Consider the following 22,327-nt stretch of genomic DNA (forward strand, 5'->3'; position numbering starts at 1 on the left):
CCATGGCGCAGGCCTGCCTTGCGCTGGTGCAGACTGGCCTGTGGCCCAGACGCGATAATCCGTGGCATGAATGCAGCACCTTCCATCTCTGTGCCGGTGGTCATTGCCACCCGCGAAAGTCGCTTGGCGCTTTGGCAAGCGGAACATGTCCGTGACCGCTTGCGCGACGAATTGGGCCTGTCGGCCAGCCTTTTGGGTATGACGACCAAGGGCGATCAAATCCTTGACCGGGCGCTGTCCAAGGTGGGCGGCAAGGGCTTGTTCGTCAAAGAGTTGGAGACCGCCTTGGAGTCTGGCCAGGCCCACATGGCCGTGCATTCGCTCAAGGATGTGCCCATGGAGCTGCCCGAGGGCTTTGTGCTGGCTGCCGTGCTGGAGCGCGAGGACCCGCGCGACGCCTTTGTCTCGCCCCACTATGCGGACGTGGCCAGCTTGCCCCAGGGCGCCTGTGTGGGCACCTCCAGCCTGCGCCGTGTGGTGCAGTTACTGGCCTTGCGCCCGGACCTGCGCATTGAGCCGCTGCGCGGCAACTTGGACACCCGCTTGCGCAAGCTGGATGAAGGCCAGTTTGATGCCATCGTGCTGGCGGCTGCCGGCCTGAAGCGCCTGGGCCTGGGTGAACGCATTCGCAGTGTGTTCACACCCGAGCAAATGATCCCGGCGGCCGGGCAGGGCGCCTTGGGCCTGGAGGTGCGCAGCAGCAGTGCGGGCTTGCTGGCTGCCTTGCAGCGTCTGGCGCATCTGCCTTCTGCCCTGGCCACCCAGGCCGAGCGTGAGGTCTCCCGCCGCCTGGGCGGCAGTTGCAGCATGCCGCTGGCCGCGCACGCGGTGTGGCACAACGGGCAGATGACCCTGAATGCGGCGCTGGGCCATGCCACCCAGCCGCAGCAGCCCTTGGTCAAAGTGGCTTTGCAGGCCGCGGTGGCCGACGCCGATGCCGCGCTGGCCTTGGGGCGCCAGGCGGCGGAAGCGCTGTTGGCCCAAGGCGGCCAGGCTTATTTGCCCTGCAGCGCGTGAAGCATCGCTTAGCGCTCATCACCCGGCCGCAGCCGCAGGCCACCCAGTGGGTCGGCAAGCTGGCGGCCTTGGGCCTGCATGCGGTGGCGCTGCCTTTGCTGGAGATTGCGCCGGCGCCGCAGCCTGAGATGGTGAGGGCGGCTGCAGCGCAGTGGGTGGCGGGTGACTTGGTGATGTTTGTGAGCCCCAATGCGGCGGCGCAATGCATGGCCTGTTTAGGGGGCAACTGGCCCTGGCCTTCAGGGGTGCAGGCTGCGGCCACCGGGCCAGGCACGGTGGCGGTGCTGAAGGCGGCCGGTGTGCCGGCGGAGTGCATCGTGGCCCCTGATGCGGACGCCGCTCAGTTCGATTCTGAGCATCTGTGGCTCAAGCTCCAGGCGCAGGGCTGGCAAGGTCGTCGCGCTTGGGTGGTGCGGGGCGACGGCGGGCGAGACTGGTTGGCGCAGACGCTGCAGTCTGCCGGCGCTGAGGTGCAGTTTGTGCAGGCCTACAGCCGCGGCCGCCCTCAGTGGAGCCCGGCCCAGTTGGCCGTGCTGGCCCAGGCGGTGGCCAAGCCTGAAGCCCATGTCTGGCTGCTCAGCAGCAGCGAGGCGCTGGACCATTTGCTGGCGCTGGCCCCCGAGGTGGCCTGGTCGCGCAGCGTGGCCTTGGCTTCGCACCCGCGCATTGCCCAGCGCGCCCGAGACCTGGGTTTTGGCCGAGTGGATGAGATTCAACCCACCCCCGAGGCCGTAGCACAGTGGTTCCATCACGCCAGTGTGGCGCCATAGCTGCGCTGCGTCAGAGGCGTCATCACCGCTCTATACAATGGTTCGCACATGGTCAGCATGAACGAACCTACCGCACCAAGTCCTGTGGCCGCCCCGGAGCCGGCGGTGGCCAGCCCTGCTGTTCCAGCGCCTGCGCCGGGCCCTGTGCCAGCCGGCCCGAACTGGCGATGGGTGGGAGGCGTCGGCTTGCTCGTTTTGGTGGTGGGGTGCTTGGTCCTCGTCTGGAGCACCCAGCAGCGAGTGCGCAGCCTGGAGCAAGAGCTGGTGCGCCGCCAGCAAAGCAGCCAAGAACAATCCACCGAAGCGCGTTTGCTGGCCAAGCAGTCGCATGACTCCTCCACCCAGCTCGCGGCCAAGATGGCCTTGCTGGAAGCCCGTGTGGCGGAGACGGCTTTGCAGCGCAGCCAGGTCGAGGAGTTGATCCAAAGCCTGTCGCGTTCGCGCGATGAAAATGTCGTCGCCGATGTCGAGGCCGCCTTGCGCGTGGCCCAGCAGCAGTCAGCCATCACCGGCAGTTTGGAGCCCATGGTGGCGGTGTTGCGCCAGGCCGATGAGCGGCTGGCGCGCTATGAGCAGCCCCGCTTGGAGCGGGTGCGCCGCGCTGTGGCCAAAGACCTCGACAAGGTCCGTGCGGCCAATGTCGCGGACCTGCCTTCGCTGTCAGTCCGCCTTGATGAACTGATTCGCACTGTGGATGAGTTGCCCTTGCTCTCCGAGCCTATGCGCCGTGCGGCGCCTGAGCCAGCACGAGCGGCAGCCTCAGCCCCAGCGGTGGCCAAGGCCGCCAGCCCCGGTCCGGCCCCCGATCTGTCTTGGTGGGGAACGCTGGCCCTGGGCAGCCAACGTGTGATGGCCGACATCTGGCAAGAAGCCCGCTCGCTGGTGCGGGTGACGCGCATCGATCACCCCGAAGCCATGCTGCTGACGCCTGAGCAATCCTTTTTTGTTCGAGAGAACTTGAAGCTGCGCCTGCTCAATGCACGCTTGGCGCTCTTGTCGCGCCAGTTTGATGTGGTGCAGTCGGACTTGGCGCAGGCCAGAGCCTCACTGGACCGTTACTTTGACCGCAACACGCGGCGGGTGGCGGCAGCCTCTGAGCAGATGGCAGCGATTGCGGCACAGAGCCGCCAAGTGCCGCTGCCCCGCGCCGACGAGTCTCTGGCCGCCTTGGCCGCTGCGGCAGCGGGCCGCTGAGCGACGGAGCAGCCATGCGCGGCGTGATCTGGCTGATCTTGTTGTTCACGGTGGCCGTGGTGTCGGCGTCGGTGCTGGGGCCCAACGACGGCTTGGTGTCCATCTATCAAGGCGCGTGGCGGGTGGATCTCTCGCTCAACCTCTTCTTGCTCTTGCTGGTGGCGGCCGTGGTGCTGACCTTTGTCGCCTTCCAGGCCATCAGCGGTTTGCTGGCTCTGCCCACGCGCGCACAAGCGTGGCGCGAGCAAAAGCGCGAGCGTGCTGCCCACGCAGCACTGCGCGAGGCCTTAACGGAGTTGTTCGCAGCGCGCTATGCCCGTGCCCAGCGCGCCGCCGACCAAGCCCTGCTGCTGCAATCCCATGTGCCCGAACTGGCGCGTGAGCCGCAGTTCACGACCCTGGCGCAGCTGATTGCGGCCAGCAGCCTGCATCAATTGCAAGACCGGCTGGGCCGCGAGAGCCGCTTGGCCAGCGCCTTGGCCTCAGGACGCCAGGCTGGCGGCTCCAGTGCCGATGGCGCCCAGCTATTGGCCGCACAGTGGGCGCTGGACGACCGCGATGCCGAGCGCAGCCTGGCCCTGCTGAGTGCTCTGCCACCTGGTGTGGCTCGTCGCACCCAGGCCTTGCGGCTCAAGCTCAGTGCCACGCGCCAGCAGCGCAAGCCGCTGGACGCATTGCAGACGGCCCGTCTCTTGGCCAAGCACCAGGGCTTCTCCGCCTTGGCGGCCAAGGCTTTGTTGCGCTCTTTGGCCATTGAGGCCTTGGAGCAATCCTTGGATGAAGAGCAGTTGCGCCGCACCTGGGCGGCGCTGGATGCCGCCAATCGCAAAGATGCTTTTGTGGTGGCTCGTGCGGCACGGCGCGCCAAGGCCCTGGGCCAGGTGAGTTTGGGCCGGGACTGGCTGCAGCCGCTGTGGGAGCAGATGCCGCGCCAAGATGCCGAGTCGCGACACGAGCTGGCGCTGGCCTTGGTGGACTGCGCCCAGGGCCTGGGCAGCGATTGGCTGCCACGTGTCGAAGCGGCCTTGTCAGCGCATGGCCATGACGCTGCCTTGCTGGCGGCGGCGGGGGCCGCTTTTGAGCAGCGCCAACTTTGGGGCAAAGCCAAGCGCCCGCTGGAGCAAACCGCTGCCAGCGATGCCCTGCCCAAGTCTGTTCGCCGCCAAGCCTTGCGCAGCTTGGCCAGCATTGCCCGCAGCGAGGGCGATGAGGACAAGGCCGTCGCCCTGGAGCGCCGCGCGGCGTTTCTTGAATAATTTTTCAAAGAAAACTAGCCACATGAAAATAGCTGTGCTATAGTTCTATCTTTCAGCGGCTGTAGCTCAGTTGGATAGAGTACTTGGCTACGAACCAAGGGGTCGTGGGTTCGAATCCTGCCAGCCGCACCATACGAGAAAGCCAGCATGTGAAAGCATGCTGGCTTTTTTCTTGCCCGCTTCACAGTCAGCCCCAGCCGCTCTGCGCATGGACGATCAATCCGCCTTCATCCCCGACAGCTTTCTCAAGCTCTACGCGGGCCTGCGTGGGCGCCTCTTGCGGCCCTTGCCTGAGGTGCGGGCTCGCTATGAGCTCTGTGAGGACTTGGCGCATCACCTCATGGCCAGCGCCCAAGCCTTGCACCACGACCAAGGTCTGAGCGAGGACATGGTCTTAGCGCGGTGCCTGCGCGGCTTGCAGACGCCGGACGCCGGTATGAGCGAAGGCGAGCCCTGGTGGGTGGTGAGGCGCTTGGCGGAACTCTTGAATTGGCCTTGCGAGGGCCTCGCATCCGCAGACCAGTAACTGCAAACAGAGCTTCCGCTTCGAGGGATCAAGTGGAAGCTCAGTGATCAGCGCCTGCGCAGGCGCGCCCAGCGCGCGGCCAAGCTCCGCCAAAAATGTCAGTGCTGACAGTCACTTGTTTTCGGCGCTAGGTGCTTTCACCAGGGGGGCTGTTTCTGGCACGTCTCTTGAGACAAGACAAGTCACCGCGTGTCGCGGGCTTGATGTCTGGAGGAGACCCCACATGGAAACCTTTTACGAGGTGATGCGCCGGCAGGGCATTTCCCGCCGCAGCTTGATGAAGTACTGTTCGCTGACCGCCACCTCTTTGGGTTTGGGGCCGGCCTTTGTGCCGCAGATTGCGCACGCGATGGAGACCAAGCCGCGCACGCCGGTGCTCTGGCTGCATGGCTTGGAGTGCACGTGCTGCTCCGAGAGCTTCATCCGCTCAGCCCATCCGCTGGCCAAGGATGTGGTGCTCTCCATGATCTCGCTGGACTATGACGACACCTTGATGGCCGCCGCCGGCCATCAGGCCGAGGCCATCCTCGAAGAGATCATGACCAAGTACAAGGGCCAGTACATCTTGGCGGTGGAGGGCAACCCGCCACTGAATGAAGACGGGATGTTCTGCATCCAGTCAGGCAAGCCCTTCATCGAGAAACTTAAGCATGTGGCCAAAGACGCCAAGGCCGTGATCGCCTGGGGCTCCTGCGCTTCTTGGGGCTGTGTGCAAGCGGCCAAGCCCAACCCGACCCAGGCCACGCCCATCCACAAGGTCATCACCGACAAACCCATCATCAAGGTGCCGGGCTGCCCCCCGATCGCCGAGGTGATGACCGGCGTGATCACCTACATGCTGACCTTTGACAAGATCCCTGAGTTGGATCGCCAAGGTCGGCCCAAGATGTTCTATAGCCAGCGCATTCACGACAAGTGCTACCGCCGTCCCCACTTTGACGCGGGCCAGTTTGTCGAGGCTTGGGACGATGAGTCGGCCAAAAAGGGCTACTGCCTCTACAAAGTGGGTTGCAAGGGCCCGACCACCTACAACGCCTGCTCCACGGTGCAGTGGAACGAGGGCACCAGCTTCCCCATCAAGGCGGGCCACGGCTGCATTGGCTGCTCCGAAGATGGCTTCTGGGACAAGGGCTCCTTCTACGACCGCCTGACCACCATTCATCAGTTCGGCATTGAAGGCACGGCCGACCAGATCGGTGGCGCGGCCGCCGGCGTGGTGGGTGCGGCAGTGGTGGCGCATGCCGCCGCGTCGGCCATCAAGCGCGCAGGCGTCAAACCGGACACCACCCACACCAGCGGCTGAGCGCGCTCCCGCGGCGCCGCAAGCACCGTGCTTGGCACGGTCTCACCACCGATTCAGAAGGACCTCACATCATGGGTGTGATTGAAACTCAAGGCTTCAAGCTCGACAACACGGGCAAGCGCATCGTCGTTGACCCGGTGACCCGCATCGAGGGTCATATGCGATGCGAAGTCAACGTCGATAAAGACAACATCATCCGCAACGCCGTCTCCACCGGCACCATGTGGCGCGGGCTGGAGGTCATCCTCAAGGGCCGCGATCCGCGCGACGCCTGGGCCTTTGTGGAGCGCATCTGCGGTGTCTGCACCGGCTGCCATGCGCTGACCAGCGTGCGGGCGGTGGAAGATGCGCTGGGCATCAAGATCCCGCTCAACGCCCACCTGATCCGCGAGATGATGGCCAAGACCTTGCAGGTCCACGACCATGCGGTGCACTTCTACCACCTGCATGCGCTGGACTGGGTGGATGTGGTCTCAGCCCTCAAGGCCGACCCCAAAAAGACCTCGGAGCTGCAGCAACTGGTCTCGCCCAGCCATCCGCTGTCTTCGCCGGGCTATTTCCGCGATGTGCAGAACCGGCTCAAGAAGTTCGTTGAATCCGGTCAGCTCGGCCCCTTCATGAACGGCTACTGGGGCTCCAAGGCCTATGTGCTGCCCCCCGAGGCCAACTTGATGGCCGTGACCCACTATCTGGAGGCGCTGGACCTGCAGAAGGAATGGGTCAAGGTGCACACCATCTTTGGCGGCAAGAACCCCCACCCCAACTACCTGGTGGGTGGCGTGCCCTGCGCCATCAACATCGATGGCAATGGGGCCGCCGGTGCGCCCATCAATATGGAGCGTCTGAACTTTGTTGAGGCGCGCATCAAGGAGATGATCGAGTTCAACAACAACGTCTACATCCCGGACGTGTTGGCCATCGGCACCATCTACAAACAAGCCGGCTGGCTCTATGGCGGTGGGCTGTCTGCCACCAATGTGGCCGACTACGGCACCTATGAGAAAGTGCCTTACGACCACAGCACCCACCAACTGCCGGGCGGTGTGATCCTGAACGGCAATTGGGACGAGATCCTGCCCATTGACCCGCGCGACCCTGAGCAGGTGCAGGAGTTCGTCTCGCACAGTTGGTACAAGTACGCCGACGAGACCAAGGGCTTGCACCCCTGGGACGGCGAGACCGTGCCCAACTTCAACCCCACCGGCCCCAACTTCAAGGGCAGCAAGACCAAGATCGACCAGTTGGATGAGTCGGCCAAGTACTCTTGGATCAAGTCGCCGCGCTGGCGTGGCCATGCGGTTGAGGTAGGCCCCTTGTCGCGCTACATCTTGGCCTATGCCCATGCCAGCAAAGGCAACAAACATTGTCAGCGCGTCAAAGAGCAGGTCGACAGTGCCGCGCAGGCCATCAACAGCGCGATTCCTAAGGCCCTGGGCCTGCCCGAGACCCAGTACACGCTGAAGCAGATGCTGCCCAGCACCATCGGCCGCACCCTGGCGCGGGCGTTGGAAGGCCAGTACTGCGGCGAGATGATGATGGACGACTTCAAGCAGCTCGTCGCCAACATCAAAGCCGGCGACACCAGCACGGCCAATGTCGAGAAGTGGGACCCGGCCACTTGGCCCAAGGAGGCCAAGGGCGTGGGCACGGTGGCCGCGCCGCGCGGCATGCTGGGCCACTGGATCAAGATCAAAGACGGCAAGATCGAGAACTACCAGTGCGTGGTGCCCACCACCTGGAACGGCTCGCCGCGCGACCACAAGGGCCAGATCGGCGCCTTCGAGGCCTCGCTGATGAACACGCCCATGGTCAACCCCGAGCAGCCCGTCGAGATCCTGCGCACCCTGCACAGCTTCGACCCCTGCTTGGCTTGCTCCACCCATGTGATGAGCGAAGACGGTGCTGAGCTCAGCACCGTCAAGGTGCGCTGAGGCGCGCTTCCTCACCCCCGCTGTAAGGAGAACATTCATGATGAACAAACGAATCCTGCTGGCCTTGGCACTGGGTGCCAGCACCACCGTGGCCTCTGCTCACACTGGCCATGACACCAGCACCCTGATGCAGGGCCTCGTCCACCCCTTTGGCGCTGACCACCTGCTGGCCATGGTGGCGGTGGGCCTGTGGTCCGCCTCGGTCTTGAAGGGCGCCCAGCGGGCCTGGGGGCCGGTGGCCTTTTTGCTGGGCATGACGGCGGGCGCCTTGGCTGGCATCGGTGGCCTGGCGTGGGCCGGCACTGAGCTGGGCATTGCCCTGTCGGTGCTGATGTTCGGCCTGATGCTGCTGGCGGGGTCGAAGCTGTCGGCGCGCTGGGGTTTGGCCTTTGTCGCGGCGGCAGCCAGCCTGCATGGTTTGGCCCATGGCGCGGAGATGCCGGTGGGTGCCAGTGTGCTGGCCTATGCCGCAGGCTTCTTGGCCAGCACGGCGGCCTTGCACGTCGCCGGTCTGGGGCTGGGCCAGGCCTTGCGCCAAGCCCGGGCGGGCGTGTGGCGTTTGCTGGCTTTGAGCCTCAGCGGCGCAGGTGTGCTGCTGGTCAGCCGCCTCTGAGCCCCACCACCACCACGTTGACGAGGAGGCAGCGCATGACCGCCGCAAACGCAGACAAGCTGGCCGATGTCACCGGCATCGACCCAGGTGCCATCGAGCAAGGCGCGACCATCAAGTCGGTCTATGTGTATGAGGCGCCAGTGCGTCTCTGGCACTGGATCAATGCCTTGTCCATCACCGTGCTGGCCATCACGGGCTACTTCATCGGCTCGCCCCTGCCCACCATGCCGGGCGAGGCCAGCGACCACTATCTGATGGGCTATATCCGCTTCGCGCACTTTGCCGCGGGCTATGTGTTTGCGGTGGGCTTGCTGGGCCGTATCTACTGGGCCTTTGTTGGCAACCATCATGCGCGGGAGCTGTTCACCCTGCCCATTTTCCAGAGGGCCTATTGGGCGGAGGTGCTGACCATGCTCAAGTGGTATGCCTTTCTCATCCCCGCGCCCAGCCGCTATGTGGGCCACAACCCGCTGGCCCGGGCCGCCATGTTCTTTGGCTTCTTCTTCCTCTCGGTGTTCATGCTGGTGACAGGCTTTGCCTTGTATGGCGAAGGCACTCAGGCGGGCTCCTGGGCCGAGCGCTGCTTTGGCTGGGTCATTCCCTTGATGGGCCAATCGCAAGACGTGCACACCTGGCACCACATGGGCCTGTGGGGCATGGTGATGTTCGTGATGCTGCATGTCTATGCCGCCATCCGTGAAGACATCATGGGCCGCCAAAGCATTGTCAGCACCATGATTTCCGGCTATCGGACCTTCAAAAAATGAGCGCTTTGGCCTGGGATTCTGGAGGGGCGTCGCCCGTGCACCCTGCGGGTCGCCCCGAGGGCGTGCCCTTGCGTGCGCCCATTCACCCAGGCCGTTTTCTGGAGCGGCAGTATCTGCAGCCCTTGGCCCTGTCGCAAACCAAAGCCGCTGAGCTGCTGGGCGTATCGCGCCGCCGGGTCAATGAGCTGATCATGGGCCACCGCGCCATGTCCGCCGACACCGCCGTGCGCTGCGCCATGGTGTTTGGCACCTCCGCCACCTTCTGGCTGGGCTTGCAGGCCCGCTGGGACGCTTGGCAGGCTTGGCGCGACCTGCGCCTGCAAATGGCCACCCAGCCTGATGGCGTGCAGCACGCCAGCCGCCCCCCGCAGGCGCCGGCCTTGTCGCCGCGCTGCCCGCCCGCCACGCCGGCACAGCCTTCGGCGGCCTGGGCCTGAGCCCGGCCCAACGCCCCCCCTTGAACGAAGAGGATCACTGCATGAGCCCCACCACCGCCCCAAGTGCCTGTAACGCCCCTGGTGACAGCGCCGACCAGACCATCGTGGTGCTCGGCATCGGCAATGTGCTCTGGGCCGATGAAGGCTTTGGCGTGCGCTGCATCGAGGCCCTGGACCGCGACTGGCAGTTCGCGCCGCATGTCCGACTGATCGACGGCGGCACACAAGGCCTTTATCTCATCCAGCACGTGCAAGAGGCGCACAAGCTGCTCATCCTGGATGCCATTGACTATGGCCTCACGCCCGGCGCGCTCAAGGAAGTCGAAAACGAAGAGGTCCCGCGCTTCTTGGGCGCCAAGAAAATGAGCCTGCACCAGACCGGCTTTCAAGAGGTGCTGATGCTGGCGCTGCTGACCGAGCGCTACCCCTCTGAGGTGCTGCTCATTGGTTGCCAGCCTGAGGAGCTGGAAGACTACGGCGGCAGCCTGCGCCCTTGCGTCAAAGCCGCACTGGAAGACGCTGTGCACCGCGCCGTGGCCCGGCTGGCTGAGTGGGGCGCAGCACCCGTGCGCCGCGAGGCGCCACCGCCTGAGGCCGAGATGGTGACGGTGCCCACCTTGACCCTGAGCGCCTATGAAGCCGGCCGCCCCGATGCGCAGCTCGCCTGCCGGGTGGGCGACGAGCGCTTCTTGGTGCGTTGAGGGCCTCGCGATGTGCATCGGTATTCCCATGCAAGTGCTGAGCCTGGAGCCCGGCCATGCCCAGGTCTGGGGGCGGGGCGAGCAGCGGCGCATCAACACGGCCTTGGTCGGAGCGCTGCAGCCGGGGGACTGGGTGCTGGTGTTCCTAGAGGCGGCCCGCGAACACATCAGCCCCGAGCGGGCCGCTGAGGTCAATGCGGTGCTGGACTTGGTGGCCCACGGCATGGTCGGGGTCGCGGTCTCCTCACAGGCCTTGGACGACCCTGGATTTTCTTTGCCCTCGGCCATGAGCGCTGAGCAACTACGGGCGCTGGCAGGTGCCCCCAACGAGGTGAGACATGACTGAATTCGCAACGCGGGTCGCGCTGAGCGACAGCCCCGAAGCCTGGGCCCAAGAGCCTCCCTTGGTGCAGCGCCTGGTCAGCCAGCATGGCGCGCAATGGGTGGATGCCCAGAATGCGCTGGCCTTTGCCCAAGGCTCGGGCGAGCGTGTGCTGTTCTTCTGCGGTGACCCGGTGCGTTTCCCAGAGGGCGTGGACGTGGCCGTGGTGCTGCCTGAATTGCAGAAGGCCTTTGAGGGCCGCTTCCACATCGGCGTGGTCCTGCGCGGGGACGAAGATGCGGTGGCCCGCCGCTGGGGCGTGCAGCGCTGGCCTTCCTTGGTGTTCTTGCGCGATGGCGCTTATGTCACCACCCTGGCCGGCATGCTGGACTGGACCGACTACCTGGCCCGCGTCAAGGACGCCCTGGCCATGCCCACCTCCCGCGCGCCCAGCGTGGGCATTCCGCTGGTGAGTGCCAGCGCTGCGTCTTCTTGCCACTGAGGCCCCATCATCATGAGCCAACCCTTTGCCGCCAAGCCCTTTCCCATCCCTGTGGTGGCCGCTGGCCCTGGTGCCCACACCGAGGATGAAACCCTGGACTACCTGCACATGCCGCAAGGCATGTCCACCTTCAGGGCGCCACCGCTGCCCGAGCCCGAGGAACTCGCGGGCCATGAGGGCGCGGTGGCCGTGCTGCAGCAAGTGCTCAGCGCGGCCCAAGCCCTGGTCCGCGGCGAGGCGGTGGCGCCGGTGGCCGTTCAAGGCTTGGATGCGGCCAACCTCACGCTGCTCAATCAGTTGTTAGGTGAGGGCGAAGTCAGTGCACAGGTGCTCACCCAGCCGGGTGACCCGCGCGCCCTGCAGCCTGGCGAGGCCGCGCCGCGCGTGCGCGTCAGCGTGCAAGAGTCGGTGTTTGCCGGCATCTGGCGCGTCGTCACCACGGCCGATGATGGTGCGGTGAGCGACACCATTGAAGTCGCCACTGTGCCCGCTGTGCTCAAGCAGGCGACTCGGGAGGACCTGCCCTTTACGCCCGCCAAACTCCAGCCCCCGCCCAGCGTACAGAACGCCCCCATGGTGCTGGTGGAGCTGGCCGACCACCGCCAGCACTGGCGTCCGGGCGACAGGCCCCAAGTCGTCAACCTGACGCTCCTGCCGCTGACGGTGGAGGACATCTCCTTCATGGACGCCCAGCTCGGCACCGGCCGGGTGCTCATCCTCTCGCGCGGCTACGGCAATTGCCGCATCACCAACTGCTGCGTGGCCAACACCTGGCGGGTGGTCTATTACAACTCCCAAGACACGGTGATCTTGAACTCAGTGGAGGTCACTGACATGCCAGAAGTGGCCTGCGCGGCGCAGGAGGATCTGGTGGACTCCACCGAGCGCCTGGCCGAAGTGCTGGCCTGGGTGCGCCAAGGATGAGTGCCATGAGCGAGCTTCCCCGCGCTGGCTTCGAAGGCAGTTATCTGGGCGACCGTCACCGCTTGCCGGCCGACGCCCGGCTGGAGTGCAAGATCTGCTGGTGGGTCTATGACCCGGCCGAAGGTGACGCCCAGTGGCAGATTCCCCCGGGCGTGCCTTTTGTCGACCTGCCTGCGCACTGGCGCTGCCCGCAGTGCGACGGCGCGGCCGAGCAGTTCATGGTGCTCTGACTCCGTCCACGCATCATGCGCCTCTCGCCCGCCGCCCAAGCTCGTGTTCATCTGCTGACCCAGGTGTTCGAGCACATTGCCCTCACGCGCTTTCAAGGCCTGGGGCTGCTTCACCCTGGTTTGCGGGTGCAGGCCGTGGGCTTTGCCGAGGTGCAAGAAGGCCCGCAGCAAGTCTGCCTGCAAGGCGTGCTGATCACGCCCTGGTTCATGAGCTTGCTGCGCTTGCCACTGGAGGCACGCCAGGGCGCAGGCCTGCGGCCTGGCGAGTCGGCCACCCGCAGTTTTGCGGCGCAGCGCTGCGACTTCATCGCCGCCCACGAGCCCTTGCTGGGCCACTTCGAGAGCTGCTCCTTGTTCTCGCCCATGGCGGACTTTGCCGACCAAACCGCTGCGGTGCTGACAGCGCATGAAGTGCTGCGTCAGATGGCGGTCTCTGGCGCGGCGCCGTTGGCGCCGACTGCCGTGGCGCCAAGCCGCGCTCAGCCTGCGGTGCCGGCTCCAGCCGTCACGCTGAGCACGGGCACGCCTTCGCCCCAGCTCAGCGAGCCCATGCCCGCACGGCGCGGCTTTTTGCTGGGGCTGAGGGCCAAAAGGGTCACACCATGAGCGCTGATCTCGCCGGTCATCTCTTTGTGCACCCCGGTGCTGCCGCAGGCGCCACGCTGCGCAGCACCCGGCCGCTCTTGGCCCAACGATTGCTGGAAGGGCGCCCTGTGCGCCAAGTGCCGGCCTTGGTGGCCGCCGTCTACAGCCTGTGCGCGCACGCGCAGCGCTGGACCGCCGAGCGGGCCGTCCAGGCCGCTTTGGGAAAGCCGGCCGTCATCACCGAGGCCGAGCAACAAGCGCACCAAGCCGCCACTGCCCGCGAGCACCTGCTGCGCATCGCCCATGATTGGCCGCGCCTGTGGCCCGGCGTGGCCGCTGCGCCCCCCTTGCGCGGCTGCCCGCTGTGGCCCGCGCCCAGCGATGCGGCGCTTGGCCTATCGCGTTTGGCAGACTGGCTGGCTCGGCATTGGCTGGGTGAACCCGCTGCGGCGTGGTGGGCGCGCTGCGCCAACGATGCGGAGGCGGGCCGGCAATGGGCCGCAGAGGCTCCGGGGGCGCTGGCCGCCATGCTGCACTCGCAGGCCGGTGCCGCGATGGCTTTGGCCACACCGGGCGCCAGCTTGGTGATGGGGCCGGCCGCGCAAGCCCAGCTCGCAACCTTGGCACAAGGCATGCTGGACGAGCCCGGCTTTTGCGCCCAGCCAGATTGGGCCGGGCAGACCGCCGACACCGGCCCTTGGAGCCGCGCCCACGCCCACCCGGGCGAGCAGGCTTTGCAGCCTCAGTGCTTGACGGTGTGGGACCGTTGGTGGGCCCGTCTGCGCGAGCTGGTGCAACTGGCGCTGCCGCAAGGCCATCAGGTCTTGGCCCACGGTGCGCTGAGCCTTGGTTCATCCACGGGCCTGGCCTGGACGGAAACGGCCCGCGGGCTGCTGGTCCACGTGGCGCAGCTCAGTGATGACAGCTCGGGGGCGCGCGTGCAGCGCTACCGCGTGCTGGCGCCCACCGAGTGGAACTTTCACCCGCAGGGTGCATTGGGGCAGGCCCTGAGTGCCTTGCCCGTGCAAGGCAGCGAGGATGAGGCCCATCGCCTGATCACGGCCTTCGACCCCTGCATCGGTATCGAGCTGGTCGGCGCCCCAACAGCTCGGCCTCCTGTGGAGACTTTGACCTATGCATGAACTCAGCTTAGCGGGCGGCATCTTGCGCCTGGTGGAGGACGCCGCCCAGCGCGAGCGCTTCAGCCGTGTCTCGCACCTGCACCTGGAGGCGGGCGCCCTCAGCGGTGTCGAGGTGCGGGCCTTGCGCTTTGCCTTGGAGGCCTTGCAGCCCGGCACCTGCTTGGAAGGCGCCGAGATCCTGATCGATGAACCGGCGGGCAGCGCATGGTGCCTGCGCTGTGCCTGCAGCGTCACCATTCACAGCCGCGCCGATGCCTGCCCCCAATGCGGTGGGCACCAGATTCAAGCCACCGGCGGGACCGAGTTGAAAGTCCTCGACCTGCTGGTTCACGACGACGAACCCATTGCCTGAAGGAAGCACCATGTGTGTTGTTTGCGGTTGCGCCACAGGCCACGTGCCTGCTCACCCCCCCCATTCTCATGAGCATGCTCATGAGGGCCCTGACCATGATGCTGCCCATGCCCGCGCCCATGCGCTGGGCCTGCCCCATCATCACGGCCCGGTGCAGGCCGCTGTGGTGGCCGTGCACCCTGAGACGGGGGATCTGCACTATGGCGCAGGCTCAGCCCGCGTCTCGGTGCCGGGCATGAGCCAGGCCCGAGCCATCAAGCTGGAGACCGATGTCCTGGGCGCCAACAATGCCTTGGCGGCCGACAACCGGGCGCACTTTGCCGCCCATGGCGTGACGGCCTACAACCTGGTGTCCAGCCCAGGCTCGGGCAAAACGACGCTGCTGTGCGCCACCATCGAAGCGCTCAAGCAGCGGGTGCCTCACTTGCCCGTGGCGGTGATCGAGGGCGACCAGCAAACCTCCAACGACGCTGACCGCATCCGCGCCACCGGCGCTCCCGCCATCCAGGTCAACACCGGCAAGGGCTGCCACCTGGATGCGCAAATGGTGGGCGATGCGTTCTCGCGCCTGAGCTTGCACGGGGCGGCGCACGCGCACACCCCCGCTGAACAGGGCGGCGCGGTGGACGCCCTGCTCTTCATCGAGAACGTCGGCAACCTCGTCTGCCCCGCGATGTGGGATTTGGGTGAGCAGGCCAAGGTCGCCATCCTCTCGGTCACAGAAGGCGAAGACAAGCCGATCAAATACCCCGACATGTTTGCCGCCGCCACGCTGATGGTGCTCAACAAAGTGGACCTGCTGCCCCACCTCAATTTTGATGTGGCGCGCTGCATTGAGTACGCCCGCCGGGTCAACCCCGGCATCGAGGTGCTGTTGGTCTCCGCCACGCGCGGGGATGGCCTGGACGCTTGGCTGGATTGGCTTTTGCAGGCTCCGTCCGCTCACGTCAGTGCCGCACCTGAAAGCACCGAAGCGCAACTGCGCCGTCGAGTGGCAGAGTTGGAAGCCAAGCTCCAGGCGCTGGAGGCGGCTCGGTGAGCCTGATGCTGCAGCCACGCCGCCTGCCGCGGCCCGCGCCCGCGCGGGTGTTGGCCCTGGGCGCTTACCTGAAGAACAGCGCCTGCTTGGTGCAGGGCGAGGCGCTGTGGTGCTCGCCCGTGCATGGTGACTTGGGCGAGCCTGCGGCCTGCGAGGCACTCTGGGCCTCTGCCCAAGCCCTGCGGCAAGCGGCCGATGGCCCCATTGAGGCGGTGGCTCACGACCTGCACCCTGATTTCGAATCGACCCGCCTGGCCCAGGCCTTGGCCGCAGAGTGGGGCGTGCCCGCGATCGCTGTGCAGCACCATCAAGCCCACATCGCGGCGGTGCAAGCCGAGCATGGCTTGCGTGGCCCGCTGCTGGGCTTGGCCCTGGACGGTGTGGGCCTGGGCGATGACGGCACGGCTTGGGGAGGGGAACTCTTGCTGCTGCAAGACGGCGGCGCGGCTTGGCAACGCCTTGGCCATCTGCCCACACTCGCATTGCCCGGTGGCGATGTGGCTGCGCGTGAGCCTTGGCGCATGGCTGCGGCCGCGATGCAAGCCTCTGGCCGAAGCGCAGACATCATCTCGCTGCTGGCGCCTGCGGTGGGTGAGCCCGCTGTGCGGCTGCTGAGCCAGATGTTGGCACGCGGCCTGAACTGCCCGCCCACCACCGCGGCGGGCCGCTGGTTTGACGCGGCGGCGGGCCTGCTGGGCCTGAGCGTGCGCCAAAGCCAAGAGGCCGAGGCCGCCATGGCTTTGGAGGCGTTGGCCACGGCGTGGCGCGCGCAACATCCTGAAGCGCTGTGGCCCGATCTGCCAATGGCGAACGGCATGCCCGATTTGCGAGCCCTGGTGCCGATGTTGACCCAGGCCCGGCAGGCCGCGCAGACTGAGGCAAAGGCTGAAGCTGCCGCACACTTTCATAGTGCCTTGGCCCAGGGCTTGGCCCGGGCCGCCCTCGCTGCGGCGCGGCAGACGGGGGCCACGCAACTGGCCCTGGCCGGGGGCTGCTTTTTCAATCGCCTGCTGTGTGCGGAGCTGCACACGGCTTTGGCGGGCCAGGGCTTGAAGGTATGGCAGCCCCAACAGTTTTCTTGCGGCGACGCTGGGCTGGCGCTGGGCCAAGCCTGGGCGGCCGCCCATGCGCTTCACCGGCCAGCCCCGGCTGCACCGCCTCCTTCTTTGCTTGAATTGGAAGTCTGACCCATGTGTCTTGCTCTGCCCGCACGCATCGTCGCCTTGAGCGATGCCGATCACGCTGTTGTGGACCTGGGCGGCGTGCGCAAGTCCATCAACATCGCCCTGACCCCCGGCGTGGCGGTGGACGACTACGTCATCGTCCATGTGGGCCATGCCATTGGCCAGATTGACGCTGAAGAGGCGGCTCGCACCTTGGCCCTGTTTGCGCAACTCTCGGCGGTGCCGGCTGAAGGAGCGCTGGGATGAAGTACATCAGCGAGTTCCGCGATGGTGACTTGGCCCGCCAGATGGCCGAGGCCCTGGCCCGCGAGGTCCAGCCCGAGCGCCGCTACAACTTCATGGAGTTTTGCGGCGGCCACACCCATGCCATTTCGCGCTACGGCATTGCCGAGCTGCTGCCGCCACAGGTGCGCATGATCCACGGTCCCGGCTGCCCCGTGTGTGTGTTGCCCATCGGCAGGGTCGATCAGGCCATTGCCTTGGCCCTGGAGCGCGGCGTGATGCTGTGCACCTATGGCGATGTGATGCGGGTGCCGGCCTCGCAAAGCCTGTCACTGATGAAGGCCAAGGCCCGGGGCGCCGATGTGCGCATGGTCTACTCCGCCGCCGACGCGCTGAAGCTGGCGCAAGACAACCCGTTGCGCGAGGTGGTGTTTTTGGCCATTGGCTTTGAGACCACCACGCCGCCCACGGCCTTGGTGATCCGTGAGGCCGCCCGCGCGCAGGTGAAGAACTTCAGCGTCTTGGCCAACCATGTGCTGACCCCGGCCGCTGTCACCCACATTCTCAACAGCCCCGAAGTGGCGCAGTGGGGCACGGTGCCCTTGGATGGCTTCGTCGGCCCGGCCCATGTCAGCATCGTCATCGGCTCGGCCCCTTATGTGCCGTTTGCGGTGGGCTATCGCAAGCCGGTGGTGATTGCAGGATTTGAGCCGCTGGATGTGATGCAGGCCATCCGCATGTTGGTGGCTCAGGTCAATGAAGGCCGCGCCGAGGTGGAGAACGAGTTCACCCGCGCTGTAACACCAGAGGGCAACCGTGCCGCTCAAGCGGTGGTGGCGGAGGTGTTTGAGCACCGCGAAAGTTTTGAGTGGCGGGGTTTGGGCGTGGTGCCCGACAGCGCCTTGCGCATCCGCCCGGCTTACGCAGCGTTTGACGCCGAGTTGAAGTTCGACCTGACCTACACGCCAGTGCCTGACCACAAGCAATGCGAATGCGGCGCCATTTTGCGCGGGGTGAAGCGGCCCACGGATTGCAAGCTCTTCGGCACGGTCTGCACGCCCGAGAACCCGATGGGCTCGTGCATGGTGTCCTCCGAGGGGGCGTGTGCGGCGCATTACTCCTATGGGCGGTTTCGGGATATTCCGATGGTGGTGGAGACGGTGGCATCTTGAGGTCTAGGCATGACGAACCTAGCGCCGTGTTTTAGCGTGCGCATGCTGATGCTTGTGCAGGAACAGGCCACTGGGGGGCGCTGCTCCGTTCCTGTCCCCCGCCAACGCCTTACGGCGCTGGCTCCTCCTTTACCTCACTGCGCAGCGCCCCCCAGCGCCCTGTTCATTCGAGAGGATGGCTTCCTGCGGCGCACAAGGAAGTTGCCATGCGACCCGTGAATCGCTTGGTGGGGAGGCGGGACCTTATGGGCCGGAGTACGACGACGCAACGCTGCCAAGTGGTTGGGGTGACCGGCGCAGCGAAGTAAAGGGGGAGACGGCGGCGTAGCCGACGGCGGAGGACATGAGCGGAGACGGTTGCCCCAAGCGCTTGGCTCGCATCCTTGGTTGCAGTAGGTTTTAAGTAGGTGAGTGACACGATATGAGCATCAAAAAAGACTACATCCGCCCCCTCGACTTCAAGAACGGGAGGGTGGATATGAACCACGGCGCAGGCGGCCGGGCCAGTGCACAACTCATCAGCGAGCTGTTCGCCCGCGCGTTTGACAACGAGTTTCTTCGCCAAGGCGATGATGGGGCGCGGATGCCGGCGCTGCCCACAGGGCATGAGCTGGTGATGGCCACCGATGGCCACGTGATCAGCCCCTTGTTCTTTCCGGGCGGCGACATCGGCAGCTTGGCCGTGCACGGCACCGTCAACGATGTGGCCATGATGGGGGCCACGCCGCTCTATCTTTCGGCCAGCTTCATCCTCGAAGAAGGCTTTGCGCTGGCCGACCTGCAACGCATCGTCCACAGCATGGCCGCAGCAGCGCGTGCCGCTGGCGTGCCGGTGGTGACGGGCGACACCAAAGTGGTGGAGCAAGGCAAGGGCGATGGCGTGTTCATCAGCACCACGGGCGTGGGCGCCGTGCCTGCGGGCCGGCGCCTCAGCGGCAGCCTGGCGCAGGTGGGTGACGTGATTCTCGTATCGGGCACCATGGGCGAACATGGCGTGGCCGTGCTCTCTAAACGAGAGTCCCTGGAGTTTGAGACGGCCATTGAGTCGGATTCCGCCGCGTTGCACACTCTGGTGGCGGCGCTGCTGGCCGCTGTGCCCGAGGGCGCGGTGCGCACCCTGCGTGACCCCACGCGTGGCGGCCTGGCGACCACGCTCAACGAAATCGCGCGGCAATCCAGCGTGGGCATGATGCTCGAGGAGTCTGCCATTCCCATCTTGCCCCAGGTGGATGCGGCCTGCGAGCTCCTTGGGCTGGACCCGCTCTACATGGCCAATGAAGGCAAGCTCATCGCGGTGGTCGATGCGGCCCATGCCGAGGCCGCCTTGGCGGCCCTCCAAGCGCATGAGCGGGGCAAGGCCGCGGCGCGGATCGGGGTGGTCACCGAAGACCCCCACCGGTTTGTGCAGATGAACACCGCCTTTGGGGGGCGCCGCGTGGTGGATTGGCTCAGCGGTGAGCCTTTGCCGCGCATCTGTTGACCCCTACACTTCAGGCCACGCCGAACAAGCCCTTTCGCAGTACCACTTGTGAACGCACCGCACCCTTTGAGCCCTGATGACCTGCCCGTGGTCTTGCTGGTGGACGATGAAGTCCGCTCGCAAGACGCGATGCGCCGCACGCTGGATGAGGACTTTCGCATCCTCACCGCCAGCAGTGCCGACGAGGCGCGCGAATGGCTGACCCGCCAAGAAGTGGCGGTGATCCTGTGCGACCAACGCATGCCTGGACAGATGGGCGTGGACTTCCTCAAAGAGGTGCGCGAGCGCTGGCCCGACACGGTGCGCATCGTCATCTCGGGCTATACCGACAGCGAAGACATCATCACCGGCATCAACGAGGCCGGCATCTACCAATACATCCTCAAGCCCTGGGTGCCGGACCATCTGCTGGCCACGGTGCGAACTGCCGTTGAAGCGCGCACTTTGCAGCAGGGCCTGAGCCGCTTGGAGCTGGAGCTGCGCACCGGCGCGCCCTTGCTCAAGGCTCGCCGCGCGCAGCGCTTGAACGAGGCCCAGGCGGTCTTCGGTTTCGAGCGCATCATCCGTGCCCCCGGCAGCCCCATGGAAGGCGTGTGCGCCATGGCAGCGCGGCTGGCGCGCTATGACCTGCCGGTGTTGGTGCTGGGTGAATCGGGCACCGGCAAAGAGCTGTTGGCGCGGGCCATTCACTATGCGAGCCCGCGCCAGAGTGGCCCCTTTGTGATGGAGAACTGTGCGGCCATACCCGACACGCTCTTGGAGAGCGAGCTGTTTGGCCACAAGCGCGGCGCCTTCACCGGCGCCTATGAAGACCACATCGGCTTGTTCCAACGCGCCCATGGCGGCACGGTGTTTTTGGACGAAATCGGCGAGACCTCGCCGGCCTTTCAGGTCAAGCTCTTGCGCGTGCTGCAAGAGGGCGAGTTGCGCCCGGTGGGCTCCACCCGCGCCGTGCCCGTGGATGTGCGCGTGCTGGCCGCCACCCACCGCACCTTGGAAGACGAGGTCAAGGCCGGTCGCTTCCGTGAAGACTTGTACTACCGCATTGCCGGCACCACCCTGCACATGCCGGCTCTGCGCGAGCGGGCTGACGACATTGCGGTGATTGCCCAGCATGTCTTGCGCCACGTGGCGCAGGAGTTGGGTCGGCCGGAGGTGCACTTCACGCCGGAGGCCCTGAGCTGCCTGTCGGCCTATGCCTGGCCAGGCAATATCCGCGAGCTGCGCAACGAGATCGCACGCGCTGTGGCGCTGTCGGACGATGTGGCGCTGCGCCCGCAAGCGTTTTCGCCCCGCCTGCGCTGTGGTGAGGCGGCATCGTTGGCCAAACCGAGCGCGCCCGAGCTGGCCAGCCTGCCGCGCAAGGGCACGCTGGCTGAGCGCCTGGACGCTGTCGAGGCCATGGTGCTGCGCGAGGTCTTGGCCCGCCATCAGGGTAACAAGACAAGGGCTGCGGCCGAGCTGGATTTATCGCGCGTGGGCTTGCGCGCCAAGATGCAGCGCTTCGGATTGGATGAGGCCTGATGATGAACGTGCTGTGGCTTCAATCTGGCGGGTGCGGGGGCTGCAGCATGTCGCTGCTGAATGCCGACACGGCCGACTTTGAAGGCCAGTGGCGCCAGGCGGGCTTGAACCTGCTGTGGCACCCGTCGCTGTCCTTGGCCTCAGGCAGCCAGGTGACCCGCGTGCTGGAGGATTGCCTCAGCGGCGCACAGCCTCTGGATGTGCTGTGTGTCGAGGGCTCGCTCTTGCGCGGCCCGCAGGGCACCGGCCGCTTCCACCTGCTCGCGGGCACCGGCCTGCCCATGATCGATTGGGTGCGTCGTCTGGCTCAGGTCGCTACGCATGTGGTGGCGGTGGGTTCTTGTGCCGCCTGGGGCGGCATCACCGCCGCTGGCGCCAACGAAGTGGAAGCCTGTGGCCTGCAGTACGAGGACGACCGCGTGGGCGGCCTCTTGGGCGCGGGCTTTCGGGCACGCGGCGGCTTGCCGGTGATCAACATTGCCGGCTGCCCCACGCATCCGGCCTGGGTGACGGATGCTTTGATGGCGCTGGCGGCGGGCTTGTTCAGCGAGGCGGACTTGGATCCTTTGAACCGCCCGCGCTTTTATGCTGATCAACTGGTGCACCACGGTTGCACGCGCAATGAGTTTTATGAGTTCAAGGCCAGCGCCGAGCAGCCTTCAGACATGGGCTGTTTGATGGAGCATATGGGCTGCAAGGGCACGCAGGCGCATGCCGATTGCAACACCCGGTTGTGGAACGGCGAGGGCTCTTGCACGCGCGGCGGCTATGCCTGTATCAGTTGCACTGAGCCAGGTTTTCAAGACCCCGGTCATGCGTTTCACGCCACGCCCAAGCTGGCCGGCATTCCCATCGGCCTGCCCACCGACATGCCCAAGGCCTGGTTTGTGGCTTTGGCGTCTTTGTCCAAGAGCGCGACCCCCAAACGCGTGAAAGAAAACGCCACGTCGGACCATGTGGTGGTGGCGCCGGTGGTGCGGCGGACGAGGTTGAAATGAAGAGGCCTATGGTCGGTCCTTTTCGGATGCCGTGGAGTGTGGTTAATGGCCGTGGCGTGCAGAGTTGGCCGTGGTTTTGTGTGCTGGTTGCGATGGTCAGGCATGTGTTTCATGGTTTTGGAGCGAATCGTTCGCC

Annotated in this window: 25 protein-coding genes and 1 tRNA gene; all 26 read left to right on the forward strand. The window is 65.9% G+C overall.

The features are described from left to right. Positions 1-66 precede the first annotated feature (66 nt). The 26 genes from hemC (at position 67) to KAK11_RS17350 (ending at position 22,191) form a co-directional block, all read left to right on the forward strand. Positions 67-1,017, forward strand: coding sequence for a hydroxymethylbilane synthase (gene hemC, locus KAK11_RS17225; RefSeq protein ID WP_210810519.1), 951 nt, complete (start codon positions 67-69; stop codon positions 1,015-1,017). Beyond that, entirely contained in the window at positions 1,014-1,787 is a 774-nt protein-coding gene (locus tag KAK11_RS17230; protein ID WP_310737825.1) for a uroporphyrinogen-III synthase, read from the forward strand. Before hemC ends, KAK11_RS17230 begins: the two co-directional genes overlap by 4 nt. Before the next feature lie 57 nt (positions 1,788-1,844). Continuing rightward, positions 1,845-2,981 (forward strand): uroporphyrinogen-III C-methyltransferase, encoded by a 1,137-nt coding sequence (locus KAK11_RS17235; protein WP_210810520.1) that lies wholly within the window; start codon positions 1,845-1,847, stop codon positions 2,979-2,981. A 14-nt stretch (positions 2,982-2,995) separates the two neighbouring features. After that, on the forward strand, positions 2,996-4,237 hold the full coding sequence (locus tag KAK11_RS17240) for a heme biosynthesis HemY N-terminal domain-containing protein (RefSeq protein WP_210810521.1): 1,242 nt from the start codon (positions 2,996-2,998) through the stop codon (positions 4,235-4,237). A gap of 55 nt (positions 4,238-4,292) precedes the next feature. After that, positions 4,293-4,369, forward strand: a tRNA-Arg gene (locus KAK11_RS17245). A gap of 76 nt (positions 4,370-4,445) precedes the next feature. After that, positions 4,446-4,763, forward strand: coding sequence for a hypothetical protein (locus KAK11_RS17250; RefSeq protein WP_210810522.1), 318 nt, complete (start codon positions 4,446-4,448; stop codon positions 4,761-4,763). Positions 4,764-4,986: 223 nt separating this feature from the next. Beyond that, on the forward strand, positions 4,987-6,066 hold the full coding sequence (locus KAK11_RS17255) for a hydrogenase small subunit (protein WP_210810524.1): 1,080 nt from the start codon (positions 4,987-4,989) through the stop codon (positions 6,064-6,066). A 71-nt stretch (positions 6,067-6,137) separates the two neighbouring features. Further along, entirely contained in the window at positions 6,138-7,997 is a 1,860-nt protein-coding gene (locus KAK11_RS17260) for a nickel-dependent hydrogenase large subunit (protein ID WP_210810527.1), read from the forward strand. Positions 7,998-8,034: 37 nt separating this feature from the next. Then, positions 8,035-8,610: a HupE/UreJ family protein gene (locus KAK11_RS17265; protein ID WP_246499109.1), complete on the forward strand. Its 576-nt coding sequence runs from the start codon at positions 8,035-8,037 to the stop codon at positions 8,608-8,610. A gap of 35 nt (positions 8,611-8,645) precedes the next feature. Beyond that, on the forward strand, positions 8,646-9,377 hold the full coding sequence (cybH, locus tag KAK11_RS17270) for a Ni/Fe-hydrogenase, b-type cytochrome subunit (RefSeq protein ID WP_210810528.1): 732 nt from the start codon (positions 8,646-8,648) through the stop codon (positions 9,375-9,377). Beyond that, complete coding sequence (locus KAK11_RS17275; RefSeq protein ID WP_210810529.1) at positions 9,374-9,814, forward strand: HigA family addiction module antitoxin; 441 nt, start codon at positions 9,374-9,376, stop codon at positions 9,812-9,814. Before cybH ends, KAK11_RS17275 begins: the two co-directional genes overlap by 4 nt. A 41-nt stretch (positions 9,815-9,855) precedes the next feature. Then, positions 9,856-10,515: a HyaD/HybD family hydrogenase maturation endopeptidase gene (locus tag KAK11_RS17280; protein WP_210810531.1), complete on the forward strand. Its 660-nt coding sequence runs from the start codon at positions 9,856-9,858 to the stop codon at positions 10,513-10,515. 10 nt (positions 10,516-10,525) lie between these two features. Then, complete coding sequence (locus KAK11_RS17285; RefSeq protein WP_210810532.1) at positions 10,526-10,861, forward strand: HypC/HybG/HupF family hydrogenase formation chaperone; 336 nt, start codon at positions 10,526-10,528, stop codon at positions 10,859-10,861. Then, positions 10,854-11,339: a thioredoxin domain-containing protein gene (locus KAK11_RS17290; protein WP_210810533.1), complete on the forward strand. Its 486-nt coding sequence runs from the start codon at positions 10,854-10,856 to the stop codon at positions 11,337-11,339. Before KAK11_RS17285 ends, KAK11_RS17290 begins: the two co-directional genes overlap by 8 nt. Before the next feature lie 12 nt (positions 11,340-11,351). Further along, a complete protein-coding gene (locus KAK11_RS17295; RefSeq protein WP_210810534.1) occupies positions 11,352-12,263 on the forward strand; it encodes a hydrogenase expression/formation protein in 912 nt (303 codons plus the stop codon). Between the two features lie 5 nt (positions 12,264-12,268). Further along, a complete protein-coding gene (locus KAK11_RS17300; RefSeq protein WP_210810535.1) occupies positions 12,269-12,493 on the forward strand; it encodes a rubredoxin in 225 nt (74 codons plus the stop codon). A gap of 15 nt (positions 12,494-12,508) precedes the next feature. Then, complete coding sequence (hybE, locus tag KAK11_RS17305) at positions 12,509-13,099, forward strand: [NiFe]-hydrogenase assembly chaperone HybE (RefSeq protein ID WP_210810537.1); 591 nt, start codon at positions 12,509-12,511, stop codon at positions 13,097-13,099. Further along, a complete protein-coding gene (locus tag KAK11_RS17310; RefSeq protein WP_210810538.1) occupies positions 13,096-14,220 on the forward strand; it encodes a nickel-dependent hydrogenase large subunit in 1,125 nt (374 codons plus the stop codon). Before hybE ends, KAK11_RS17310 begins: the two co-directional genes overlap by 4 nt. Then, positions 14,213-14,572, forward strand: a complete 360-nt coding sequence (hypA, locus tag KAK11_RS17315) for a hydrogenase maturation nickel metallochaperone HypA (RefSeq protein ID WP_210810539.1) — start codon at positions 14,213-14,215, stop codon at positions 14,570-14,572. Before KAK11_RS17310 ends, hypA begins: the two co-directional genes overlap by 8 nt. 10 nt (positions 14,573-14,582) lie before the next feature. Continuing rightward, on the forward strand, positions 14,583-15,611 hold the full coding sequence (gene hypB, locus KAK11_RS17320) for a hydrogenase nickel incorporation protein HypB (protein WP_210810540.1): 1,029 nt from the start codon (positions 14,583-14,585) through the stop codon (positions 15,609-15,611). A 5-nt stretch (positions 15,612-15,616) separates the two neighbouring features. Continuing rightward, positions 15,617-16,798, forward strand: a complete 1,182-nt coding sequence (locus KAK11_RS17325) for a Kae1-like domain-containing protein (protein ID WP_210810828.1) — start codon at positions 15,617-15,619, stop codon at positions 16,796-16,798. 3 nt (positions 16,799-16,801) lie between these two features. Further along, positions 16,802-17,041: a HypC/HybG/HupF family hydrogenase formation chaperone gene (locus KAK11_RS17330; RefSeq protein ID WP_210810541.1), complete on the forward strand. Its 240-nt coding sequence runs from the start codon at positions 16,802-16,804 to the stop codon at positions 17,039-17,041. Continuing rightward, the gene (gene hypD, locus KAK11_RS17335) at positions 17,038-18,189 is read left to right on the forward strand and encodes a hydrogenase formation protein HypD (RefSeq protein ID WP_210810542.1); all 1,152 of its coding nucleotides are present in this window, start codon (positions 17,038-17,040) and stop codon (positions 18,187-18,189) included. Before KAK11_RS17330 ends, hypD begins: the two co-directional genes overlap by 4 nt. A 421-nt stretch (positions 18,190-18,610) precedes the next feature. Further along, positions 18,611-19,669, forward strand: coding sequence for a hydrogenase expression/formation protein HypE (gene hypE / locus KAK11_RS17340; protein ID WP_210810543.1), 1,059 nt, complete (start codon positions 18,611-18,613; stop codon positions 19,667-19,669). A 48-nt stretch (positions 19,670-19,717) separates the two neighbouring features. Continuing rightward, entirely contained in the window at positions 19,718-21,193 is a 1,476-nt protein-coding gene (locus tag KAK11_RS17345; RefSeq protein ID WP_310737826.1) for a sigma-54-dependent transcriptional regulator, read from the forward strand. Further along, a complete protein-coding gene (locus tag KAK11_RS17350) occupies positions 21,193-22,191 on the forward strand; it encodes an NADH-quinone oxidoreductase subunit B family protein (protein WP_375140699.1) in 999 nt (332 codons plus the stop codon). Before KAK11_RS17345 ends, KAK11_RS17350 begins: the two co-directional genes overlap by 1 nt. Positions 22,192-22,327: the final 136 nt, after the last annotated feature.

It is taken from the genome of Ideonella paludis, assembly GCF_018069865.1.
GTDB lineage: Bacteria > Pseudomonadota > Gammaproteobacteria > Burkholderiales > Burkholderiaceae_C > Ideonella > Ideonella paludis.